This is a genomic window from Marinobacter sp. NSM, from assembly GCF_052380025.1.
Classification (GTDB): domain Bacteria; phylum Pseudomonadota; class Gammaproteobacteria; order Pseudomonadales; family Oleiphilaceae; genus Marinobacter.
This window is the reverse complement of record NZ_JBQTCK010000001.1, coordinates 192303-215047: the sequence shown is the minus strand read 5'-3', so window position 1 is coordinate 215047 and position 22745 is coordinate 192303. Positions and strand designations below refer to the sequence as shown.

The 22745-nt window shown below is 56.8% G+C and carries 18 protein-coding genes; 6 read left to right on the top strand and 12 right to left on the bottom strand.

Going from position 1 to position 22745, the window contains the following annotated elements; all coding sequences use genetic code 11:
* Positions 1–20 precede the first annotated feature (20 nt).
* The 4 genes from ACTZWX_RS01010 (at position 21) to glpD (ending at position 4592) form a co-directional block, all read left to right on the top strand.
* Positions 21–1037 carry a CBS domain-containing protein gene (locus ACTZWX_RS01010; protein ID WP_444712367.1) on the top strand — a complete coding sequence of 339 codons (1017 nt, stop codon included), beginning with the start codon at positions 21–23 and terminating at the stop codon, positions 1035–1037.
* Entirely contained in the window at positions 944–1471 is a 528-nt protein-coding gene (locus tag ACTZWX_RS01005) for a diguanylate cyclase domain-containing protein (RefSeq protein WP_444712835.1), read from the top strand. The genes ACTZWX_RS01010 and ACTZWX_RS01005 overlap by 94 nt, the downstream gene beginning before the upstream one ends.
* Positions 1472–1690: 219 nt before the next feature.
* Positions 1691–2941, top strand: a complete 1251-nt coding sequence (locus ACTZWX_RS01000; RefSeq protein WP_444712366.1) for an ABC transporter substrate-binding protein — start codon at positions 1691–1693, stop codon at positions 2939–2941.
* 151 nt (positions 2942–3092) lie between these two features.
* Positions 3093–4592 (top strand): glycerol-3-phosphate dehydrogenase, encoded by a 1500-nt coding sequence (gene glpD / locus ACTZWX_RS00995; protein ID WP_444712365.1) that lies wholly within the window; start codon positions 3093–3095, stop codon positions 4590–4592.
* Between the two features lie 100 nt (positions 4593–4692).
* Here the strand turns inward: glpD and ACTZWX_RS00990 are convergent, their stop codons facing one another.
* The 3 genes from ACTZWX_RS00990 to edd are packed head-to-tail and all read right to left on the bottom strand — an operon-like array spanning position 4693 to position 8120.
* A complete protein-coding gene (locus ACTZWX_RS00990) occupies positions 4693–5295 on the bottom strand; it encodes a uracil-DNA glycosylase family protein (protein ID WP_444712364.1) in 603 nt (200 codons plus the stop codon).
* A gap of 42 nt (positions 5296–5337) precedes the next feature.
* Positions 5338–6303, bottom strand: coding sequence for a glucokinase (locus ACTZWX_RS00985; protein ID WP_444712363.1), 966 nt, complete (start codon positions 6301–6303; stop codon positions 5338–5340).
* The gene (edd, locus tag ACTZWX_RS00980) at positions 6300–8120 is read right to left on the bottom strand and encodes a phosphogluconate dehydratase (protein ID WP_444712362.1); all 1821 of its coding nucleotides are present in this window, start codon (positions 8118–8120) and stop codon (positions 6300–6302) included. The genes ACTZWX_RS00985 and edd overlap by 4 nt, the downstream gene beginning before the upstream one ends.
* A gap of 350 nt (positions 8121–8470) precedes the next feature.
* On the opposite strand from edd, the gene pyk reads away from it, so the two are divergent.
* On the top strand, positions 8471–9919 hold the full coding sequence (pyk, locus tag ACTZWX_RS00975) for a pyruvate kinase (protein ID WP_444712361.1): 1449 nt from the start codon (positions 8471–8473) through the stop codon (positions 9917–9919).
* 81 nt (positions 9920–10000) lie between these two features.
* On the opposite strand, the gene ACTZWX_RS00970 is transcribed toward pyk, so the two are convergent.
* The 3 genes from ACTZWX_RS00970 to zwf are packed head-to-tail and all read right to left on the bottom strand — an operon-like array spanning position 10001 to position 12885.
* Positions 10001–10651, bottom strand: a complete 651-nt coding sequence (locus ACTZWX_RS00970) for a bifunctional 4-hydroxy-2-oxoglutarate aldolase/2-dehydro-3-deoxy-phosphogluconate aldolase (protein WP_444712360.1) — start codon at positions 10649–10651, stop codon at positions 10001–10003.
* A gap of 52 nt (positions 10652–10703) precedes the next feature.
* Entirely contained in the window at positions 10704–11417 is a 714-nt protein-coding gene (gene pgl, locus ACTZWX_RS00965; RefSeq protein WP_444712359.1) for a 6-phosphogluconolactonase, read from the bottom strand.
* Complete coding sequence (zwf, locus tag ACTZWX_RS00960; protein ID WP_444712358.1) at positions 11410–12885, bottom strand: glucose-6-phosphate dehydrogenase; 1476 nt, start codon at positions 12883–12885, stop codon at positions 11410–11412. The genes pgl and zwf overlap by 8 nt, the downstream gene beginning before the upstream one ends.
* Positions 12886–13089: 204 nt before the next feature.
* Here zwf and ACTZWX_RS00955 point away from each other — a divergent pair, with 204 nt between their 5' ends.
* Positions 13090–13962, top strand: a complete 873-nt coding sequence (locus ACTZWX_RS00955; protein WP_058089493.1) for a MurR/RpiR family transcriptional regulator — start codon at positions 13090–13092, stop codon at positions 13960–13962.
* Between the two features lie 135 nt (positions 13963–14097).
* On the opposite strand, the gene ACTZWX_RS00950 is transcribed toward ACTZWX_RS00955, so the two are convergent.
* From ACTZWX_RS00950 to tig, 6 genes are all read right to left on the bottom strand, one after another.
* Complete coding sequence (locus ACTZWX_RS00950) at positions 14098–15951, bottom strand: SurA N-terminal domain-containing protein (protein WP_444712357.1); 1854 nt, start codon at positions 15949–15951, stop codon at positions 14098–14100.
* Positions 15952–16096: 145 nt separating this feature from the next.
* A complete protein-coding gene (locus tag ACTZWX_RS00945) occupies positions 16097–16369 on the bottom strand; it encodes an HU family DNA-binding protein (protein WP_008174603.1) in 273 nt (90 codons plus the stop codon).
* Positions 16370–16606: 237 nt separating this feature from the next.
* Positions 16607–19024, bottom strand: a complete 2418-nt coding sequence (gene lon / locus ACTZWX_RS00940; protein ID WP_444712356.1) for an endopeptidase La — start codon at positions 19022–19024, stop codon at positions 16607–16609.
* A 173-nt stretch (positions 19025–19197) separates the two neighbouring features.
* Positions 19198–20481, bottom strand: a complete 1284-nt coding sequence (gene clpX, locus ACTZWX_RS00935) for an ATP-dependent Clp protease ATP-binding subunit ClpX (protein ID WP_058090436.1) — start codon at positions 20479–20481, stop codon at positions 19198–19200.
* 76 nt (positions 20482–20557) lie between these two features.
* The gene (gene clpP / locus ACTZWX_RS00930) at positions 20558–21193 is read right to left on the bottom strand and encodes an ATP-dependent Clp endopeptidase proteolytic subunit ClpP (protein ID WP_444712355.1); all 636 of its coding nucleotides are present in this window, start codon (positions 21191–21193) and stop codon (positions 20558–20560) included.
* A gap of 164 nt (positions 21194–21357) precedes the next feature.
* Positions 21358–22662 (bottom strand): trigger factor, encoded by a 1305-nt coding sequence (gene tig, locus ACTZWX_RS00925; protein ID WP_444712354.1) that lies wholly within the window; start codon positions 22660–22662, stop codon positions 21358–21360.
* Between the last annotated feature and the right edge of the window lie 83 nt (positions 22663–22745).

Genomic DNA, 22745 nt, shown 5'->3' with positions numbered 1-22745 from the left:
CTAATCAAAAAGGATTGTCCATGGCGCAGCCGCTCCCTATTTCCCGCATTATGCACAGTGGGCTTTTACTGCAGTGCAGCCCGGAAACCAGCATTGCCGACGCAGCTGCGCGCATGTCGGAAAACTCCGTCAGCTCCATCCTGATTTCTGAACAGAAGCAGGTGATCGGCATCTGGACGGAACATGACGCCCTGGCACTCGATTTCACAGACCCCGACCGGTTCAATAGGCCCGTCAGCTCGGTAATGAGTTCCCCGGTTCTGTCTTTGCCGGGCACCATGAACGCCGGCCAGGCGGCCATCAGATTGAGAAACAGCGGCAAACGACACTTTCTGGTCACCGATGAAGACGGATTACCCGTTGGCATCCTGTCCCAGACCGACCTGGCTCTCAATCAGGGGCTGGAACCCTACCTGAGACTCCGGGAAGTTGACGCCGTTGTTGCGCGACCGCCCTTACTCGTCAGCGGTACCCAATCGCTGGCTGAGGTCGCCAGCCAGATGCACCAGCACCACGCGGATGCCGCGGTGGTGGATTGCAGGGATGGCGAACTGCGCATTCTGACCGAAAGGAACATGGTGCGGTTTATCGCACGCCATACCAGCAACACCCCGGTGAGCGAACTGGCAACACGGCCTCTGCTCACGGTCAACGAAGACGACCCGCTGATCCACGCACGGGATTTGCTGATTGATCACCGGATACGGCATCTGGCAGTGGTCAACCTTCATGGCGAGGTAACCGGCCTGATCGGCTACCAGGATATGCTTGCCGGCGCCGAGCAGATGTACCTGGATGACCTGCGGCAGGCGCTTGAACAGCGGGATCAGGCACTGGCGAAATCCCGACGCACCCTGCAACTGGCCGAACGGGTTATCGAATCCTCGTTCGAAGGCATCATGGTCACCGACAAGGATGTCCGGATCGAGTTCGTAAACCCGCCATTACCGATGACCACGGCCAGACCACACACTATGCCGGGCTATTCACGGACATCAACCAGAACCGCAAGAACGAAGAACAGATCCGCCAGCTAGCCTACTACGATGCTCTCACCGGCGTTCCCAACCGGCGGCTGCTGGAAGATCGCCTGGAACACGCCATACGCCATGCACATCGCAAAGACATGCTGCTGGCGGTGATGTTTATTGATCTGGACCGCTTCAAGGAAGTGAACGACACCCTGGCCCGGCTCGGCGGCGATGAGTTCATTGTGTTACTGCCGGAACTCGAAAAGCTATCGGACGTTATCCAGGTGGCGGAGCGGCTGATCGAGCTGAACCGGAAACCTTACAGGATTAATGACCACTGCCTCCGGATCGGCTCCAGCATCGGTATCAGCCTGTATCCGAAAGACGGCACTACCGTGCAGGAGCTGCTGAATGGCGCCGACATCGCCATGTATCGATCCAAACGCGATGGCCGGAACCAGTATCACCTGTTTAATCCGGATGTGGCTCAGACCGCCTGATACGACGACGGATTTTTTTGCGATAAACCAGGCAAGCTGACGTCAAATAACACACGAACAACGTGCAATCTGATGTATATCAATGTCCTGCCATTTGTTACGCCAAATTCCACTTTAGTCCCATTGTTGAGCCACTGGCCAGGGCAGACACTTATCCACCGGAACCAAACAACAAAAATAACCCGTATCCGGGGAACAAACCTTTGGAGGCCAACTGTAATGACTTTCAGAAACTTCCTGCTCACGGCGTGCCTACTGCTGCTGGGCAGCTCAGTAGTGTATGCAGAAACGCTCAGGATAGGGCTTAACTATCCGCAGACCGGCCGGTACAAAGACCAGGGTCTGCAACAACGGCTGGGTGCTTACCTGGCGGTAGATGAAATTAATCGCGCCGGCGGCGTATTGGGACAGCCCCTCGAACTGGTCATCCGAAACTCCCAGGGGGAACCCGATCAGGGCGCAAAGAATACCGCTGAACTGATTGACCGGGAGGGTGTACAGATGGTCTTTGGCGGGGTTTCCAGTGCCGTCGCCATCTCCTCAGGCAAGGCTGCCCGGGATCGCAACCGTCTCTATTTCGGAACCCTGACCTATTCCAATGCCACCACCGGCAGCGAAGGCCACAGCCATATGTTCCGGGAGCCCTACAATGCCTGGATGACCGCCAAAGCTTTGAGCCAGTACCTGAACCGACACCACTCCGACCAGAATTACTTCTATATTACCGCCGACTACACCTGGGGCTGGTCGGTTGAAGAGTCTGTGCGCAAGTTTTCCAATACCGAAGACACAGAACGGCATAAAGGTGTGAAAACACCCTTCCCCCGGGCACTGATCACCGATTTCCGGGTAGCCCTGGAGCAGGCTGCCGAGAGTGACGCCGAAGTATTCATGCTGGTGCTGTTTGGCGACGACATGGTGCGAGCCCTCAACACCGCCTATGAGATGGGCCTGACCAAACGAATGCAGGTTGTGGTGCCAAACCTCACCCTGGGTATGGCACGCCAGGTCGGACCAACCATCATGGAAGGGGTGGTAGGCGCCGCCCCCTGGGTATGGAACCTCCCCTATGAAAACAACTATCAGCGGGGCAAAGATTTTGTTGAGGCTTTTTCCAGCCGCTATGAAATGCGCCCCTCCTCGTCTGCCGCGTCGGCGTACAGCATCGTTTACCAGTATAAGGCGGCCGTCGAACGCGCCGGCACCACCAATACCCGAGCGGTCATCCGGGAACTTGAGGGGCATCGCTATAGCTTCCTGAAAGATGAGCAGTATTGGCGGGCGTTTGACCACCAGAACGTGCAGACCGTCTATGTGGTGAAGGTAAAACCCCGTGAGAAGATCATGGCGGATCAGTTCAGCTCGGACTATTTCGACATTATTGATTCCATACCCGGCGAGGAAGCCGCCCAGACCCGGGAAGAGTGGGAAGCTCGACGCCGCGAAGCCGGCAAACCGGTTTCACTCTGACCCCGCCTGGCCCCGGGGGCATCCTGCCCACGGGGCGTCCATTCAGTGACCCCGTCGCTTTACCCCCTGCCCTCATTATCTGATAATCATCGCTCACTCAGTGGATGGCCAGGGGCAAGTACGCGTGTTAACAAGGCAAAGCAGTCAACGAATGGAAGCAAACGCACCGTCAGGCGTTCCTGACCAGTGTGATCTGCTGGTTATCGGCGGCGGAGTTAACGGCACCGGCATTGCCATGGACGCCGCCGGGCGTGGCCTGAGCGTCATACTGTGCGAGATGAACGATCTGGCATCTGCCACCTCATCAAGCAGCAGCAAACTGATTCACGGCGGGCTCCGGTACCTGGAGCATTATGAATTCCGCCTGGTCAGGGAGGCCTTGGCGGAGCGGGAGGCGTTATTACGGAATGCGCCCCACATCATGTGGCCCATGCGCTTTCGCCTGCCCCACCAACCCCACCTGCGCCCGGCCTGGATGATCCGTACAGGGCTGTTTCTGTATGACCACCTGGCAAAACGGGAAATGCTGCCAGGCTCAAAAGCCATCAGTTTTGACCAGAACTCTCCCCTGAAACCCGACATTACCAAAGGTTTCGAGTATTCAGACGGCTGGGTGGACGATGCCCGACTGGTGGTGCTTTCCGCCCGCAAGGCACAACAGAAAGGCGCCACGATACTGACCCAAACCCGGTGCACTCAGGCCAGCCGCCAGGGGCCACGTTGGCGAGCGGTTCTGGAAGATACCCGAAGAGAGCGCCAGCACGTTGTTCATGCCAAGGTGATTGTCAACGCCACCGGCCCGTGGGTCAGCCAACTGTTCGACGACAGCTTTGGCATGCAGGCACCAAAACAGATACGGATGGTCAAAGGCAGCCACATTGTAGTGCCACGCCTGAACGCGGACACTGAAGCCTACATACTGCAGAATGAGGACGAGCGTATCGTCTTCGTCATCCCTTACGAAGACCACTTCTCCCTAATTGGCACCACCGATGTGGATTACCAGGGCAATCCATCCGAAGCCCGGATATCGGCAGAAGAAACCGATTACCTGCTGACCATCGTCAACCAATACTTCCGCCGGCAACTTTCAGCTGAAGACGTAGTGTGGAGCTACTCCGGTGTCCGGCCACTGATGGATGATGAACAGGGAACCGCCCAGACCGCCTCCAGGGACTATTCCTTTGAGATAGACGAAGAGGAAGGCCAACCTCCCATGATCTCCGTTTTCGGGGGCAAGATCACCACCTTCCGGAAGCTGGCAGAGGCGGTGACCGACCAGGTATGCCAGTATTTCCCGGGCGCCGGTAAATCCTGGACCAGGCAAGCCATTCTGCCGGGTGGCGACTTTGGCAACCAGCAACAACTGGCGGCTGAGATTGAAGTTAATTACCCATGGTTGAACACTGACATTATCCGCAGGTTCGTGCGTTGTTATGGTACCGATAGCCATCAGATCCTGGCCGGATGCCAATCCAGGGACGACCTCGGGCATTGGTTTACCGACACCCTTAGCCAACGGGAAGTCGACTACCTTGTAACGCGTGAATGGGCGGTTACTCCGGAAGACGTTCTTTGGCGAAGAACCAAACAGGGGCTCTATATCAATAAAACGGAGTTCGTGAAACTGGCAGATTACCTGCAATCATAACCTTGCCAGGTAATCACAGAGTATTCCTCTGTTGCGGGTTCTGGTCAAACCTGAATGTTCCGCTGCGGACCCCACAGCTTTCAGACTACGGGTGCTCAGATCAATGAGTACCCAGCAGCTCCCTCACCCGGGATCTTAGAGCCGGAATCACGTCCTCCTCAAACCAGGGATTGCGGCGCAGCCAGAGATTATTCCGGGGGCTTGGGTGTGGCATGGGTAGCTGGTGAGGCCAGTAATGACGCCATTGTTCCACATTGGCGGTCACCTTTTTGCTGCCGTCGGGCAGATGCCAGGCCTGGGCGTACTGGCCGATCAACAAGGTCAATTCGATATTGGGAAGGCGGGTCAGAAGGGCTTCCCGCCAGGTCTCCGCGCATTCCGGGCGCGGAGGCAGATCACCGGATTTGCCGGTGCCCGGGTAGCAGAACCCCATCGGAAGAATGGCCAGCTCCTTCTCGTTATAGAAGGTGTCCCGGTCGATGCCCATCCAGCCCCGGAGCCGATCACCGCTGGGATCATTGAAAGGCAGGCCTGTTTGGTGAACCTTGCGCCCGGGCGCCTGGCCGACCACCAGGATCCGAGCCGTTTCACTTAACTGCACCACAGGGCGCGGCCCCTCCGGCAGTACCTCGGCACACAGCGTGCAGGCGCGCACACGGGCAACCAGTTCCGAAAAGGAAAGGTGGTCCAGATTGTCTGACATACTCCAGCTCTCCGTTTGCCTGCCCGACGCCATTTCTGGCCTTTAAACCTCCGGATTCGACAGGGCTTCAGCGGCGCCAAGCAGTCCGGTATAAGGCTCCGTCACGACGTAAACGGGCGTGGATTCCAGAAGGGGTCGCATTCTGCCCTTGTCCTCGAACCCGTTCCGGAACGGGCTTTCCAGAAAGAACTCGAGGATACGCGGGAGAATCCCCCCGCACAGGTAAACACCACCCAGGCTACCCAGCGTCAGCACACCATTGCCAGCCACCCGGCCAAGAATTTCACAGAAATGACGAAGGCTTTCCCGTGCCAGGGCATCTTCGTTGGCCACGGCCGCCGCGGTGATCTGCTCCGGAGAATCCAGGGGGGCAGGCACACTACGGATTTCCGCATGGGCCTGATAGAGATTCAGCAACCCCTGACCGCACAGGATACGCTCCACAGACACCCGGCCGAACCGGGCCCGCAGTATCCGCAACACATCCATTTCCAGATCATCCGTCGGCGCGTAGTCCACGTGGCCGCCTTCGGTCATCAGGGGCACCCAGCCATTTTTGATGGACACCAGCCCCGACACACCCAAACCCGTGCCCGGCCCCATCACCAGCCGGGGTCGGCAGGGATCCCCCGGGCCGCCGCAGACATGAACCAGATTGGCTTCCGGCACATGGGGCACACCCAGGGCCATGGCGGTAAAGTCGTTAATGACCTTGAAAGCCGACCAGTCAAACTGCCGGCGAACCTCTTCGGTATCAAAGCGCCAGTGGTTGTTGGTCATGCGAACCTGGGTACCACGGACCGGCGATGCGACCGCCAGGCACGCCCGACCAACCTCCTCGACCCCGACGCGCTGGAGGTAATCCACCACGGCACAGTCCAGGTTGTCGTAGTCACGACAGGCAAGCACCTCGATTTCCCGGGGCCGCACGTCGCCCTGCGCCACCAGAGCAAAACGCGCGTTGGTACCTCCGATATCACCGACCAGTGAATACGTCTTGCCTGTCATGACTCGTGATTCCAGAAGAAGCTCGCCCCCTGTTCCGGGTTGCTGGCCGACCGACGCAACCAACCGAACAGCTCCCGGCCAAACCCGTGATGATAGCTGCTAATGTCCGCTTTTTCAGGCTCGCGGGCGGCAAGCTCCTGGTCAGTGAGTTCGATACTCAAGGTGCCTTTGACGGCATCCAGGCGAATGACATCACCGTTGTGCACCCGCGCCAGCGGGCCGTCGTCCAGAGCCTCAGGGTACACATGAATCGCCGCCGGCACTTTACCGGAAGCCCCTGACATCCGCCCGTCGGTCACCAGGGCCACTTTGAAGCCGCGATCCTGTAGCACTCCGAGGTAAGGCGTCAGCTTGTGCAATTCCGGCATGCCATTGGCTTTCGGACCCTGGAAACGAACCACAACCACACAGTCTTTATCCAGATCACCGGCCTCAAACGCAGCCTTCAGTTCGTTCTGCTCATTGAACACGACGGCGGGCGCCTCAATCACATGATGCTCCGGGGCAACCGCAGATACTTTGATCACCCCCCGGCCAAGATTGCCGTCCAGCACTTTCAGGCCACCGTCAGGGGCAAACGGCTCAGCCGCGCTGCTCAGCACATCCGGGGCCAGGCTTTTCTCAACGGCGGGCTTCCACACCAGGCGCTCGCCTTCCATTTCCGGCATCTGAGTGTAGCGCTCCAGTCCCTGCCCCACGACGGTCTGCACATCATTATGCAGATAGCCGCCCTCCAGCAGTTCCCGAATCAGGAACGGCGTGCCGCCGGCTTCATGGAAGGCGTTGATATCTTCCTGCCCGTTCGGATAGATGCGGGTCATCGACGGCACCACCGACGACAGTTCCGAGTAGTCGTTCCAGTCAATGATAATGCCGGCGGCGCGGGCAATCGCAATCCAGTGAATGGTGTGATTGGTGGAGCCACCGGTCACCAGCAAGGCCACCAGCGCGTTGACGATGGCTTTCTCATCCACCATGTCCGCCAGCCCCAGATCGCCTCCGTGGGGCCTGGACAGCTTGATCACCTGTTCGGTGGCGGCCCGGGTCAGCGAATCCCTCAGCGGCGTGCCCGGGTTGACGAATGCCGAACCCGGCAGGTGCAGCCCCATGACCTCCACCAATAGCTGGTTACTGTTGGCAGTACCATAGAAGGTGCAGGTGCCGGGACTATGATAGGACTTGCTTTCCGCTTCCAGAAGCTCATCCCGGCCAACATTGCCCTCCGCGTACAGCTGGCGAATGCGCTGTTTCTCTTTATTCGGTAGTCCGGACGGCATTGGGCCGGCGGGAACCAGAATGGTGGGCAGGTGACCGAAGCTCAGGGAGCCAATCAACAGGCCCGGCACGATCTTGTCGCAGATCCCCAGTAACAGGGTGGCATCAAACATATTGTGGCTCAGTGCTACCGCCGTGCTCATGGCAATAGTGTCACGGGAGAACAGACTCAGCTCCATGCCCGGCTGGCCCTGGGTAACACCATCGCACATGGCCGGCGTGCCACCGGCAAACTGGGCCACCGACCCCATGCCGCGAGCCGCCTCACGGATAACATCCGGGAATGTCTGATAGGGCTGGTGGGCCGAAAGCATATCGTTATAGGCCGAAACGATCGCCACATTCGCCTTGTTCATTAACTTCAAGGTGTCTTTGTCCTGCTGACTACAAGCCGCAAAACCGTGAGCCAGATTGCCGCATGACAAGGTACTGCGATGTGGAGATTGCTCCTTCAACGTGGTCATTCGAGCCAGATAGTCCTGCCGGGTAGGCCTGCTGCGTTCGATGATCCGGTTTGTGACCTTGGTAATGATAGGGTGCATGGCGGACTCCGTGATTTCACTGATGACTTCGCAACTTGACGTAAGTTTACTTTCTTAAATTCATTAATACAGCCAATCTACATTCTAAAACAGGTTCTATTTGTTATAGTTACTACATAAAGCCTTGAGACTGGACAACGACCGGCTATAATGCGGAAAAGTCGGCCGGCATCGGCCTCGATCACAACACCCTGCCCAGTGAGCTTATTACAAATCATACCCGGGTTGTTGATCGTCATGTAAACGTCATGGCGTGATATGACAATGAATGAGAGGTTTCAAACCGCATGCTCAACAATGCCTCGGGCTCATGAAAGCTGCTCAGTAACACCAAAGAAAGGATCCACATCATGCTCAGGCGCACCAAAATTGTCGCCACACTTGGCCCAGCTACCGATACCCCGGAGGCCCTGGCCGCCATTATTGCAGCCGGGGTAGACGCCGCCCGACTTAACTTTTCTCATGGCAGTGCTGATGAGCATATTGCCCGGGCCCGGCGGGTAAGAGAGACAGCTGCAGCCCAGGGGCGCTTTGTTGCCTTGCTGGCCGACTTGCAGGGCCCGAAACTGCGAATAGCAAGATTTGCTGAGAACAAAGTTATTCTGGTGGCCGGCCAGACCTTCGTTCTGGACGCCGCCATGGACAAAGAGGCCGGCACCAATGAACGGGTCGGCATCGATTACGAACAACTGATCGAAGATGTAGAACCAGGGGACATTCTGGTCCTGGATGATGGTCGCATCGAAATGGAAGTCCAGAGCGTGGATGGCCACAGCATCACATCCCGGGTTCTGATTGGCGGCCCCCTATCCAACAACAAGGGCCTGAATAAACGGGGTGGCGGCCTGTCGGCTGAGGCCCTCACCGACAAAGACAAGCAGGACATTGTTACCGCTGCCCGTCTGGGCGCCGACTATGTAGCGGTATCTTTCGTTCGAACGGCCGATGACATGCACATCGCCCGGAAACTGCTGCAAGACGCCGGCTCGGATGCCGGGCTGGTCGCAAAGATCGAGCGCGCAGAGCTGGCCCATGACGAGGCCGCACTGGACGCCGTTATCCTGGCCTCCGATGCCGTCATGGTTGCCCGAGGTGATCTGGCGGTGGAAATCGGCGATGCCGAACTGGTTGGCGTTCAGAAACACATCATCTCCCGCGCTCGGGTATTGAACCGGGCGGTGATCACCGCCACCCAGATGATGGAATCGATGATCACCAACCCCATGCCAACCCGGGCAGAAGTGTCGGATGTGGCAAACGCCGTGATGGATTACACCGATGCAGTGATGCTGTCGGCGGAAACGGCCGTGGGCGACTACCCCACGGAGGCCGTTGAAGCCATGGTGCGCATCTGCCTTGGGGCGGAACGCCACCCTTCCATGCATCAGTCCAAGCACCGAATCCACGAAAGCATGGAGCGGGTTGATGAGGCCATCGCCCTCTCGGCCATGTATGCCGCCAACCACCTGGAGGGCGTTCGCGCTATCATCTGCATGACCGAAACTGGCGCCACTCCCAGACTGATGTCCCGCATCAAGTCCAGCCTGCCGATATTTGCTTTCTCGCGGCACCACTCCACGCAACACCGCGTTGCGCTGTTCCGCGGGGTGCAAACCGTGCCTTTTGATTCCGCCAAGATTGCCAATGAGCAAACCAACGCCAATGCCGTTGCCGAACTCAAACGCATGGGCGTAGTGAAGGAAGACGACCTGGTGGTGATTACCAAGGGTGATTACGTCAATGCCCAGGGAGGCACCAACACCATGAAGATTGTCCGTGTTGGAGCCGACATACGCTGACGTCGGACCTGAGCAACGCAACCTGATAGCAAAAAGCCCACTCCTGGAAGTGGGCTTTTTCATGCCGGCGGGCAAGCAACGTCACCTGAGCTGATCAAGACTGGCCCGCGCCACCTCGGTGATCACCTTCCACTCCCGGCGCTGGATCGCCTCTGCCGGCGTCAACCAGGAACCACCCACGGCGGCCACATTGGGCAACGCCAGGTAGTCCCTCGCGGTATCCTGATTAATCCCACCGGTCGGGCAGAAAGTTATATCCGGAAATGGGCCCCGAAATGCCTTTAACGCCGGCACACCGCCTGACACTTCGGCTGGAAAGAATTTGAATTCACGGTAACCCAACGAGTACCCCAACATCAGCTCGGAGACCGTGGCAATACCCGGTAACAAAGGCGCTTCAGAGGTTAGCGCAAACTCCAGAATGGCCTCGGTAACGCCCGGCGTGATCACGAATTGGGCTCCCGCCGCTTCCACCTGCCGGTATTGGTCAATACTGGTCACCGTACCAGCACCAACCCATGCCTCGGGAATAGCCTTTCGAACCTGTTCAATGGCCCGCACCCCGTGTTCGGTTCTCAGGGTAATTTCCAGCACCTTGATGCCACCATCCACCAGCGCCCGACACAAGGGTATGGCATCTTCCAACTCATTGATGGCGATGACCGGCACCAGCGGTGAGGCAGTGAGGACAGCCTGAACACGGTCCCTGTGAAAATCGGAAAGTTGTGTCATAAAGTTCTCCAGAATACATTTAATGACCACTTCATCCAGCGCCACAGAATCATCACGGACTCCAGAACACCTTCAGGCCAGGCTTGAGAAATGCCCTGATCGGCATGGCCATGGCGGCCTCTGGCCGGGCAACCGCTTCCGACAGAGTATCCAGCTTGTCAGAGCCCCTCAGGTGCAGGGCGGTATACCTCGCACTGGCAAGCACCGGAAGCGTTAACGTGACGCGTTGCTGGGTCTGGGACGGCGGGTTCATTTCAAGGACCAGTTCCTTACCATCCGGATCCATTGCCTGCGGCAACTCCGGCGCATCCGGGAACAGAGACGCGGTGTGACCATCGTTCCCCATACCCAGAATCAACACATCCAGCGGCAGTTTTAGTCCGGCAAGTGCAGAGCGAACCCGTGGCAACCCTTCCTCAGGCGTTGCACCAACCTGCTTCAGAGAGAGAAAGTTGGCATTAGCCGCCTTGTTCTGCAGCAAATTCTCACGCACCAGGGTGGTATTACTGGCCGGATCTCCCTCGGGCACCCACCGCTCATCTGCGAGCAACACATCCACCCGGGACCAATCCAGATCCATCTGTGAAAGTGCCTGAAAAAAGGGCAAAGGCGTAGACCCACCGGAGACCACCAGGCTTGCCCTGTCAGCGCTTTCCAGGCGCTGCACCAGAAAGAGGGCGACATCGGCGGCAAGTGCTTCGGCGACCTGCTGCGAACTCTCCTCTGCCCCCAGGATCACACCATCCGGAAGCTGAATCTCAGGCATCCTCATACCAGCTCCTCCCATCCCGGGTAATCATGGCGATGGATGCCACCGGCCCCCAAGTTCCCGCGGCATAGCGTTTTGGCGGTTCGCCGCTGTCATGCCAGTTTGCAATAACCTGATCCACCCAGCGCCAGGCGTACTCAACTTCATCACGACGCACAAACAGGTACTGATTCCCCTTCATTACTTCCCACAGCAAACGCTCGTAGGCATCGGGAATTCGGTCGGTTTCGAATGTCTCCGAGAACGTCAGCTCCAACGGCCCCTGGCGAAGGCGCATACCTTTATCCAGCCCCTGGTCTTTGGTGAGAATCTTCAGGGACATGCCCTCATCGGGCTGCAGGCGGATAATGAGTTTGTTATTGGCCAGATGCTTCTGGTCTGGATCAAAGATGTAATGAGGCGCCGGCTTGAAATGGATAATAATCTGGGACAACTTTTCCGGAAGCCGCTTGCCGGTGCGGATATAGAACGGCACGCCAGACCAGCGCCAGTTGTCGATCTCCGCCTTCAGGGCCACAAAGGTTTCTGTCTCGCTGCCCTTGTTCGCCCCCTCTTCTTCCAGGTACCCCGGTACCGGCTGGCCGCCACTTGTACCTGCGGTGTACTGGCCACGAACCACATGGCTGCCCATCAATTCCGGCGTAATCTGCTTGAGCGCTTTGAGCACCTTCACTTTCTCGTCGCGAATGCTGTCCGCAGACAGATCCGCCGGCGGATCCATCGCAATCAGGCAAAGCAACTGCAGCAGGTGATTCTGGATCATGTCCCGAATCTGGCCGGCCTTGTCAAAATACCCCCAGCGCCCTTCGATACCCACGCTTTCCGCAACCGTAATTTCCACGTGGGAAATGTGGTTTTGATCCCACTGGGAAGCAAAGAGGTTATTGGCAAAGCGCAAGGCAATCAGGTTCTGCACGGTTTCCTTGCCCAGATAGTGATCAATCCGGAAAATCTGATTCTCGTTGTATACCTGCCCCAACTCGTCGTTAATCACCCTGGAGGTTTCCAGGTCGTGCCCAATGGGCTTTTCAACCACAACCCTCGTCCGCTCATTGCAGCAACGGGTTGCCTCGAGATTGCGGGCAATCACACCGTACATTGATGGCGGAGTTGCCATGTAGACAATCAACTGGTTATCCGGCTCGTCCCGCCAGTCCCGGAGCGCCTGGTAGCCCTCCGGGTCATTGAAGTCGAGACGCTGATATTCCAATCGCTGGAGAAAAGCCTGCGCGATATCCGGGTCAAACTCTTCGGATTTCACGTGCTTTTTCAGCTTCTCCAGCAGCTGTTCTTTCACCTTGTCCGTGCCGGCCTCGGTTCGCGCAACGGCAAGAATGCGACTGCCAGGCGCCAGCAGGCCCGCCCGTTCAAGTTGATACAGGGCCGGGAAGAGTTTGCGCTGGGCAAGATCCCCCAGCGCCCCGAATAGCATCAGGTCACAACGGGTAGCGGTACGGTTGACCATCGGTTCCTTCTCTCAGTTTAAAGCGACACCAGCCGCCTGAAAGGCATTATGTAGTAATTTTATAAAAATAATGACAGCTTGACCGGCATTTTCCAAGGGTTTTTTTCATTAATTGTTATTTTTACTACACCAAAAAGTTCATAAACACGGTATAATCACTACAATTTCCGACAACGATGGCACACCCCGAGGGAGTACCCAAACATGGCCGCAAACCATGCGCACCGTGACGACAACCTGCTGGAAGACATTCAGTCCCGGCTCGACAGCCTGAACAAATCTGAACGCAAGGTCGCGGAAGCCATCCTTCGTGACCCCAGCGCAGCCACTCGTTACAGCATAGCTGCCCTCGCCCGCGCTGCCGATGTCAGTGAACCCACGGTGAATCGTTTTTGCCGGGGATTCTCGGCTACCGGGTTCCCCGACTTCAAAATCCGCCTCGCTCAGAGCATCGCCACCGGCACCCCCTACGTGGGCCAGAATGTCGAGCCAGACGACACCGTGGCGGAGTTCGCAGACAAGATCATGCTCAGCACCATCGCCAGCCTGGACAAAGCCCGCCAGTCCCTGGACCCCAAAGCACTGGGCACCGTCATTGACTACCTGATTCAAGCCAAACAGATCAACTTCTTCGGCATGGGTGGTTCCGCGTCCGTTGCCCTGGATGCGCAACACAAGTTCTTTCGCTTCAACATCCCGGTCACCTCTTACGACGACGCCCTGATGCAACGCATGGTTGCCGCCGGTGCCCAGGTAGGTGATGTCATAGTATTAATCTCCTACACCGGCAGAACCAAAGAGGCCGTTGAGATTGCCAAGGTGGCACGCGCCAATGGAGCCACCGTGATTGGCATCACAAATCCGGAATCTCCACTGGCCGAATGCTGCACGGCGGTGCTTGGCGTAACCGCTCCGGAAGACACCGAAGTCTATATGCCCATGTCTTCACGCATTATTCACCTGACCGTGATCGACATCCTGGCAACCGGTGTGACCCTCAAGCGCGGAAAGGATTTCCTGAGCCATCTCAAGAAGATAAAGGAAAGCCTCAAGGCGACTCGATATCCACTGGAGTAGTCAGGCAAATTGCTCGCTTGTACCACAGGGAAACTTCAGGGCAGGGTTGCAGCCGTCAGTGCGCCCTACCTGGCTCAAAACAAAAAGGGCGCCTGATCGGCACCCTTTTTTTAAACGCTTATTCACACCCGGAAATCACTCCCTCTCGACTTCCGCTGTATTTCTCAGGTATTGCTGATAGGCCATATACTCTCGCTGGCCCTCAAGCTGGGTAAGGAACTGGCGCAACTGCTGGTATTCCGCGCCATCTGTGTCCACCGATCCTTCGTTTACGGCATCGACTAAAATGATGGCCGCCTCACGCTCGCCAACAGCCTTGGCAATGGAGGGGTTACCCTCCTCCGGGCGCGGCATGGCAAAGGCACGCTGCAGTACAAAACGCCTCAGGTTACCACCATCACGACCCTGGTTCTCGAAATTCTGCCAGTCACCGGCACTCAAGGATTCCGGCGACTCACCCGCTTCCAGGGCAGCCATCAATTCATCTACCCGCGCTTCAAGCGCCTCCCGGGTCTTGCGGGCTTCCAGCATGCCGGCGATGTCGTCACGAACATCGGCGAGCTCACGCTGCCGGGGCTCAAAGTATTCCCTGACTCGGGCCACCACAGAGGCATTATCGCCAACGTCGATCAGCTCGGTGTTGAAACCGCCCTGCAGCACGTCATCAGAGAACAGCTGGCGCACCAGACCGGCATGATCGAACGGTGCCGCACCGCCCTCTCGGGTAACGCCATCCAACTCCCGCACTTCAAGGCCGAGCTCCGCCGCCGGGCCCGCCAGATCGTCTGCCGCATAGGCCGCATCCGCCAACTGCGCACGTACCTCAGCAAAACGCTCGCTGGCGCGGCTGCGGGCGAGCTCATCACGCAACTCGTCGCGCAGAGATTCGAAAGACGGGACATCGGAACGACGAACACCGTCCAGGCGAATCAGATGGATGCCGAAACTGGTTTCAACAGGGCCGGACACTTCACCTTCTTCCAGGGCAAAGAGCGCGTTCTCGAAAGCCTCATCGTAGACACCTCGGCCAGCATAACCCAGGTCACCACCGTCACGGGCTGAAACCGTATCAGCGGAGAATTCCTCAGCCAGGTCTGCGAACGATTCACCTGCCTCCAAACGCTCCTGAATCGACGCGATGGTAGCCTCAGCATCGCTACCGTCTTCAATCAGGATATGGGCAGCGCGCCGCTCCTCACGGGCATATTCTTCGGCCCGCTCACCGTAGAAGGCCCGCAGGTCTTCCTCGGAGATTTCGATCGCATCCGCCAGGGCGCCCAACGACAGCGTAATGTAAGCCGCGTTCACCTGCTCGGGCTCACGGAACTGATCGGAGTTGTCGTCGTAAAACGACTGAATCTCTTCCTCGGTTACCGTAATCTGCTCAGACAGGGAGTCTGCGCTAACGGTCAGCACACGGAAATCGCGGGTCTGATTCTGGATACGCAACAGTTGTGCGGCGTTTTCACTGGCCACAATACCGGTCTGCGCGATGGACGCACGAATCTGGTTGACCACGTAGTTCTTCCGCATGTTCTCGCGGAATTCACCCACACCCATGCCAACATTGCGTACCGTTGCCACAAACCGATCACGGTTAAACTGGCCGTCTACCTGAAACTGGGGCATTTGGGTAATCAGCGCATCGATGTCGGCATCCGACAACTCCAGACCCTGGGCCTGGGCGTCGAGGGTCAGTACCCGTTCCTGGATCAGGGATTCCAGCACATCCCGGCGGATCTGATCTTCATCCAGCATGGAGGGATCCGGGCTGTCCATCTGCATGAGCCGCTGCTGTGTTTCCAGCTGCACGGTGCGCAAAAACTCACGCTCGGTGATGGAGTCTCCGTTAACAGTGGCCACTTCCGGCTCACCGGAAAAACCGCCAACAATGGCGTCCATCCCCCAGATTGACAGAGAAATGATCAGAAGGCCGATAATAACCTTTGCAATAGTACCCTGGGCGTTATCCCGAATATCTTGAAGCATGTTGTTCCTGAATCCCTGTTCAAGGTCGTGCTGGTGTTATTGGTGAGGCGGCTGCACTTTAACGTAAAAAGGCGCACCCTGTCCGGAATGCGCCTTGAATTCTTGCGGCAGCTTTCGCAAGCGAGAGCTGCCAAAGAAAGAGCCTTTACTTAACGGCGTCTTTCAGGGCCTTGCCTGCTTTGAATCCAGGCACTTTAGAGGCCGGAATCTTGATTTCAGCGCCAGTCTGCGGGTTGCGGCCGGTACGGGCGGCGCGCTCTTTCACAGAAAAGGTACCGAAGCCGATCAGGGTAACCTGATCGCCTTTCTTCAGTGCTCCAGTGATGGAGTTGGTCATGGCATCCAGCGCACGGCCAGCTGCAGCTTTGGAGATATCTGCGGACTCTGCAATTGCATCGATAAGTTCGGACTTGTTCACACTAAACCCCTTCGATTTCAGGTTGAAGATGTTATAGGTCGGTTTGTTTTTCGAGGACGTTCCCGACTATCGCATATGCGGTCGGAGAATTCCATTCTTCAGTTTTCTTATTCCTTTCGGTAGTACACCGGTGTTCGGAATAGGCACTTACTGCGCGGGAGCCCTTGGTATTGGCTGCTTCACGGCGAAACAGTTATACCAACGGGCTCTCAGGCATGTCAACAACTCATCGGGTGTTTAATGCGTATTTATGCGCTCGGCAGCATCGCCGGCATCGTCTCCGGCTTTCGACGAGGCTCCCTCTTTTGCCGAATCGGCAGTGCGTGGCTCTGGCTGGTAAGCCAGTGCAATGTCCAGAACCTCATCAATCCACTTCACCGGACGAATCTCAAGAGAGTCTTTTATATTATCCGGTATCTCTTTGAGATCCCTGACATTTTCATCCGGGATAATGACGGTCTTGATGCCACCCCGATGGGCTGCCAGCAGCTTCTCCTTAAGCCCGCCAATCGCCAGAACTTTACCCCGAAGGGTGATCTCGCCGGTCATGGCCACCTCGGCCCGGACCGGAATTTTGGTCAGCGCAGACACCAGCGCTGTGCACATGCCAATACCAGCACTGGGACCATCTTTTGGCGTTGCACCCTCAGGTACGTGCACGTGGAGGTCGTGCTTTTCATGGAAGTCATCGGCAATGCCAAGGCCAGAAGCCCGGCTGCGAACCACCGTCAGGGCCGTCTGGATCGACTCCTGCATGACATCCCCCAGTGAACCGGTCTTGACCACGCGGCCCTTACCAGGTGTCAGGGCACACTCGATGGTCAACAGTTCACCGCCCACCTGGGTCCAGGCAAGTCCGGTCACCTGACCGATTTCGTTCTTCTCTTCCGCCAGACCATACTTGAATTTCTTGACGCCGGAGTAATCCTCCAGCATCTCGGGCGAGAGGGTTACAGAGGCCTTGTCGTTGGCCTCTACGTGCTCCCTGACCACTTTCCGGCAGATCTTGGCGATTTCCCGCTCCAGGCCCCGTACACCCGCCTCACGAGTGTAGTAGCGGATCAGGTCACGCAGTGTCGCTTCGGGAATCTTCAGTTCTTCCTTGCGCAAGCCGTTTGCCTTGATCTGCTTGGGCAACAGGTAGCGCAGAGCAATATTGACCTTTTCTTCCTCGGTGTAGCCCGGAATCCGGATGATCTCCATCCGGTCCAGCAGGGCCGGCGGAATATCCATGGAGTTGGAGGTACACACGAACATCACGTCCGAGAGGTCGTAATCCACCTCCAGATAGTGATCGTTAAAGGTGTGGTTCTGTTCAGGGTCCAGCACTTCAAGCAAGGCTGACGCCGGATCACCCCGGTGGTCCATGCCCATCTTATCGATTTCATCGAACAGGAACAGCGGGTTCTTTACCCCAACCTTGGACAGCTTCTGCAGCAGCTTACCCGGCAGGGCGCCAATATAGGTTTTCCGATGCCCGCGAATCTCTGCCTCATCCCGAACGCCGCCCAGAGCCATCCGGGTATACTTGCGGTTAGTCGCCTTAGCGATGGACTGCCCAAGCGACGTCTTGCCGACGCCGGGAGGCCCAACCAGGCAAAGCACAGGCCCCTTGACCTTCTTCACACGGCTTTGCACTGCCAGGTACTCAAGGATGCGCTTCTTCACCTCATCCAGGCCGTAGTGGTCCTTATCCAGGATCTCACGGGCCTTCTCCAGATCGTGACGCACGCGGCTGCGTTTTTTCCAGGGCACCGCCAGCATCCAGTCGATGTAACCCCGCACAACGGTGGCTTCCGCTGACATGGGTGACATCATCTTCAGTTTGTTGAGTTCTGTTTCGGTTTTCTTGCGCGCCTCTTCCGGCAGGCCGGCTTCCTCAAGCTTCTGCTCGAGTTCTTCGAAGTCGTTATTGCCTTCGCCCAGATTGCCCATCTCTTTCTGGATGGCCTTCATCTGCTCGTTCAGATAATACTCGCGCTGGCTCCGCTCCATCTGTTTCTTGACGCGGCCGCGGATGCGCTTTTCGACCTCAATCAGGTCGATCTCACCGTCCAGTTTGCCCAGTAGCAGGTCAACACGCTTGCGAACGTCCAGCGCCTCCAGCAATTCCTGCTTCTCGGGAATGCGCATTTCAAGATGGGCTGCCATGGTATCCACCAGGCGCTCAAGCTCCTGAATACCGGTCAAGGCATTGGAAACCTCGGACGGCACCTTCTTGGACAGCTTCACATACTTTTCGAATTCGTCCATGAGAGTCTTTGTGAGCACGTCCTCTTCGCGCTCAGGCAACGACTCTTCTTCCATCAGAATGGCCTGTCCTGACAGGAAATCACCCTCGGAAATATCGGTAATGCTGGCCCTGGCATTGCCCTCAACCAGCACCTTGACGGTACCATCCGGCAGACGAAGCATCTGCAGTACGGTGGCCAGAGTACCCATCGAGAATACATCCACGGCACCAGGCTCATCGGTTGAGGCGTCTTTCTGGGCGACCAGAAGGATTTCCTTGCTGCCCTCCATCGCGGCTTCCAGTGCCTGGATGGACTTCTCCCGGCCCACAAACAACGGGACCACCATGTGCGGAAACACCACGACGTCCCGCAGCGGGAGCAGTGGGTAGTCTTGCACGGTTTCTTCAGATATACGGGTCATAGGGAATCCTCTGACAGCATTTTAAACAGCATATCACCCATCATTGGGGCGGCGGCGAAAATTGCAATCTTTTTACGAAAGGAACCGATGGGCAGGGACAGCATTTAGCTGTCATGAAAAAGGGGCGATAGCCGCCCCTTTTCAATGCACTGCCAAATACCCACAGAACTGAGTCAGTCCTCGGGTACCGCTTTGGCATGGTCACTGCTTGCGTAGATCTTGAACGGCTCAGAGTCACCACTGATGACGCTGGCATCAATCACCACCTTGGAAACATCATGTTCAGATGGGATCTGATACATGGTATCCAGCAGTGTGGCTTCCATGATTGAACGGAGCCCCCGGGCACCGGTTTTGCGCTCCATCGCCTTGCGCGCTACAGCTCGCAGCGCGTCTTCCCGGAAATCCAGCTCCACGCCTTCCATGTCAAACAGCTTCTGATACTGCTTGGTCAGCGCGTTCTTGGGCTCGGTGAGGATTTGCACCAGGGCTTGTTCATCCAGCTCTGTCAGCGTAGCAACCACCGGCAAACGGCCAACAAACTCCGGAATCAGACCAAATTTCACAAGATCCTCGGTTTCGACATCACGGATGATGTCACCGGTATTCTTGCTGTCGTCCTGGCTCTTCACCGTTGCGGAAAAGCCTATGGAACTGCGCTCCGAACGCTCCTGGATTACTTTTTCCAGGCCTGCAAAAGCGCCACCGCAAATGAACAGCATGTTGGTGGTGTCTACCTGCAGAAACTCCTGCTGCGGATGCTTACGACCACCCTGGGGCGGTACCGACGCGACCGTACCCTCGATCAGTTTTAGGAGCGCTTGCTGCACACCCTCACCCGACACATCACGGGTGATGGAGGGGTTATCGGATTTGCGGGAAATTTTGTCGATTTCGTCGATATAGACAATGCCGCGCTGCGCCTTTTCTACATCGTAGTCACACTTCTGCAGCAGCTTCTGGATGATGTTCTCGACATCTTCACCCACATAACCGGCTTCGGTGAGCGTGGTGGCGTCTGCAATGGTAAACGGCACATTCAGCATCCGGGCCAGCGTCTCGGCCAGCAGGGTCTTGCCACTCCCGGTCGGACCGATCAGCAGGATGTTACTCTTGCCCAGCTCAACGTCGCTTTTGCCTTCGCCATAGCGCAGACGCTTGTAGTGGTTGTAAACCGCGACAGACAACACAACTTTGGCGCGATCCTGGCCAATCACATATTCGTTCAGGGTCTCGCGGATTTCCGCCGGCGTGGGAAGACGATCGCTGGCCTCTTCCTGGGCGTTTTCCTGAATCTCTTCGCGAATAATGTCGTTGCACAGGTCAACGCACTCGTCGCAGATGAACACCGAGGGCCCTGCAATGAGCTTACGGACTTCATGCTGGCTCTTTCCACAAAACGAGCAGTACAGCAACTTGCCGTTATCGTCGCCTCTGCCGTTTCTTTCATCTGCCATTGAAATACCTCTGTTCTTCGTTGGTCGGCGCAGTCAAACAATACGCCGACCAGGGATGATGCGATGACTTTCAGTATTATTTATCCGATACGCGCTTATCAAGTATTGTATCGATCAAACCGTACTCTTTCGCCTGCTGCGGATCCATGAAATTGTCGCGGTCAGTGTCGCGCGCGATGGTCTCCAGATCCTGGCCGGTGTGTTCCGCCAGCAAGGTGTTGAGGGTATGGCGAATCTTCAGGATTTCGCGAGTATGAATCTCGATATCCGTCGCCTGCCCCTGGTAACCACCCAGCGGCTGATGAATCATCACCCGGGAATTCGGCAGGCACGCCCGTTTACCCTTGGTGCCCCCTGACAGCAGGAAGGCGCCCATGCTGGCCGCCTGGCCGATACACAAGGTGGCAACATCCGGCTTTACAAACTGCATGGTGTCGTAGATGGACATACCGGCAGTCACAGAGCCACCTGGGCTGTTGATATAAAGGTGGATGTCCTTGTCCGGATTTTCGGATTCCAGGAACAGCAGCTGAGCAACGACCAGGTTTGCCATGTGGTCTTCGACCGGGCCAACCAGAAAAATCACCCGTTCCTTGAGCAGCCGGGAATAGATATCAAAGGAACGCTCTCCGCGTGCCGTCTGTTCAATTACGATCGGCACCAGACCGGCGTTGGTTATCATTGTAGGGCCATCAAACGGTTTCTGCGTCATGTGCGCCTGAACTCCTTATGGACAATGGGCATGGACTCCTGTGGCAGGATATCCGGAAGTTATCGTCAGGATACCCTTATACTCTGCCACCAGTGAGCCCAGATGAAAACAGCCGGACACGCCGGCTGTTTCCAGAAAGCGACTCCGGGCCAGGCCCGGGGCCATCAGCGCTGGGGCTGACCGGCCTGAACCGCTTCTTCGTACTTCATTTTCTTCTCTTTCACCTTGGCCTGACCAAGCACATAGTCGACCACGGCATCTTCCAGAACAGACGACTCGATCTGAGCTTTCTGGTCCGGGTTGTTGGTGAAGTGCGCAACAACCTCTTCAGGCTGTTCATACGTAGATGCGATCTCCTGGATCTTTTTATCTACCTGGGCCGGCTCGGCCTTCAGGTCGTTCTTCTTGACCACTTCCTGGAACAACAGACCAGTCTTCACGCGGCGCTTGGCCTGCTCTTCGAAGATTTCCTTGGGCAGTTGCTGGAAGTCAACCTGGCCGCCGAAACGCTGAACGGCATCCTGACGCAGGCGATCAATTTCCTGATCCACCAGGGCAGCCGGAATCTCCAGTTCGGTGGTTTCCAGCAGTCCGTCAACAACGTCGTTCTTGACCTTGTTGGACACCGCCTGCTTGAGCTCGCGCTCCATGTTTTTCTTCACTTCTTCACGGAAGTTCGCTTCGTCTTCGGCTTCAATACCGAACTTCTTGAAGAACTCCTGGTCCAGTTCCGGCAGCTGCGGCTCTTCTACCTTGTGGATCTTGATCTCGAACTTGGCAGGCTTACCAGCCAGGTCTTCGTTGTGGTAGTCCTCGGGGAACTCCACTTCGATTTCCAGATCTTCACCGGCCTTGCCACCAACAATGGCCTTTTCGAAGCCCGGGATCATCTGACCAGAACCCAGAGTCAGACGATGGCCTTCAGCGGCACCGCCTTCAAACTCTTCACCCTCGATGAAGCCTTTGAAGTCGATGGTCAGAACATCTTTGTTCTTGGACTTGCGCTTGACTTCTTTCATGGTGGCCTGCTGACGACGCAGGTTGTCAATCATGGTATCGATGTCTTTGTCGGTCACTTCAGCAACCGGCTTCTCTACCTCAACCTTGGACAGGTCGCCCAGCTCGATTTCAGGCAGCACTTCGAAGATGGCCACGAACTCGAGGTCTTTGCCCTCTTCCATGGTTTTCGGTTCAAACTTCGGCCAGCCAGCCGGGTTGATATCCTGCTCCTGCAGTGCCTTGATGTAATGGTCGCGCATGGCCTCGCCAACCACTTCCTGGCGAACGCTGTCACCGAAACGACGCTTGACCACGCTCATGGGCACCTTGCCAGGACGGAAACCGTTCAGGCGCACGGAACGGGCAGTTTCCTGCAGGCGTTTCTGAACCGCCTGATCGATTTCCTGGGCGGGCACACCAATCGTCATGCGACGCTCGATGTTAGAGGTCGTTTCAACAGACACTTGCATGGAAGTTCCTCAAATTACAGATTCTGTAGGTGAATGAAAATTAAAACAAAACCCTGTTCAAAGCGGCAAGCCCGAAAGGGACG

Excerpts from the sequence above, each read along its gene's own strand:
- ACTZWX_RS01010 (WP_444712367.1), top strand. The coding sequence starts at position 21 with ATGGCGCAGCCGCTCCCTATTTCCCGCATTATGCACAGTGGGCTTTTA.
- ACTZWX_RS01000 (WP_444712366.1), top strand. The coding sequence starts at position 1,691 with ATGACTTTCAGAAACTTCCTGCTCACGGCGTGCCTACTGCTGCTGGGC.
- glpD (WP_444712365.1), top strand. The coding sequence starts at position 3,093 with ATGGAAGCAAACGCACCGTCAGGCGTTCCTGACCAGTGTGATCTGCTG.
- ACTZWX_RS00990 (WP_444712364.1), bottom strand. The coding sequence starts at position 5,295 with ATGTCAGACAATCTGGACCACCTTTCCTTTTCGGAACTGGTTGCCCGT.
- ACTZWX_RS00985 (WP_444712363.1), bottom strand. The coding sequence starts at position 6,303 with ATGACAGGCAAGACGTATTCACTGGTCGGTGATATCGGAGGTACCAAC.
- edd (WP_444712362.1), bottom strand. The coding sequence starts at position 8,120 with ATGCACCCTATCATTACCAAGGTCACAAACCGGATCATCGAACGCAGC.
- pyk (WP_444712361.1), top strand. The coding sequence starts at position 8,471 with ATGCTCAGGCGCACCAAAATTGTCGCCACACTTGGCCCAGCTACCGAT.
- ACTZWX_RS00970 (WP_444712360.1), bottom strand. The coding sequence starts at position 10,651 with ATGACACAACTTTCCGATTTTCACAGGGACCGTGTTCAGGCTGTCCTC.
- pgl (WP_444712359.1), bottom strand. The coding sequence starts at position 11,417 with ATGCCTGAGATTCAGCTTCCGGATGGTGTGATCCTGGGGGCAGAGGAG.
- zwf (WP_444712358.1), bottom strand. The coding sequence starts at position 12,885 with ATGGTCAACCGTACCGCTACCCGTTGTGACCTGATGCTATTCGGGGCG.
- ACTZWX_RS00955 (WP_058089493.1), top strand. The coding sequence starts at position 13,090 with ATGGCCGCAAACCATGCGCACCGTGACGACAACCTGCTGGAAGACATT.
- ACTZWX_RS00950 (WP_444712357.1), bottom strand. The coding sequence starts at position 15,951 with ATGCTTCAAGATATTCGGGATAACGCCCAGGGTACTATTGCAAAGGTT.
- lon (WP_444712356.1), bottom strand. The coding sequence starts at position 19,024 with ATGACCCGTATATCTGAAGAAACCGTGCAAGACTACCCACTGCTCCCG.
- clpX (WP_058090436.1), bottom strand. The coding sequence starts at position 20,481 with ATGGCAGATGAAAGAAACGGCAGAGGCGACGATAACGGCAAGTTGCTG.
- clpP (WP_444712355.1), bottom strand. The coding sequence starts at position 21,193 with ATGACGCAGAAACCGTTTGATGGCCCTACAATGATAACCAACGCCGGT.
- tig (WP_444712354.1), bottom strand. The coding sequence starts at position 22,662 with ATGCAAGTGTCTGTTGAAACGACCTCTAACATCGAGCGTCGCATGACG.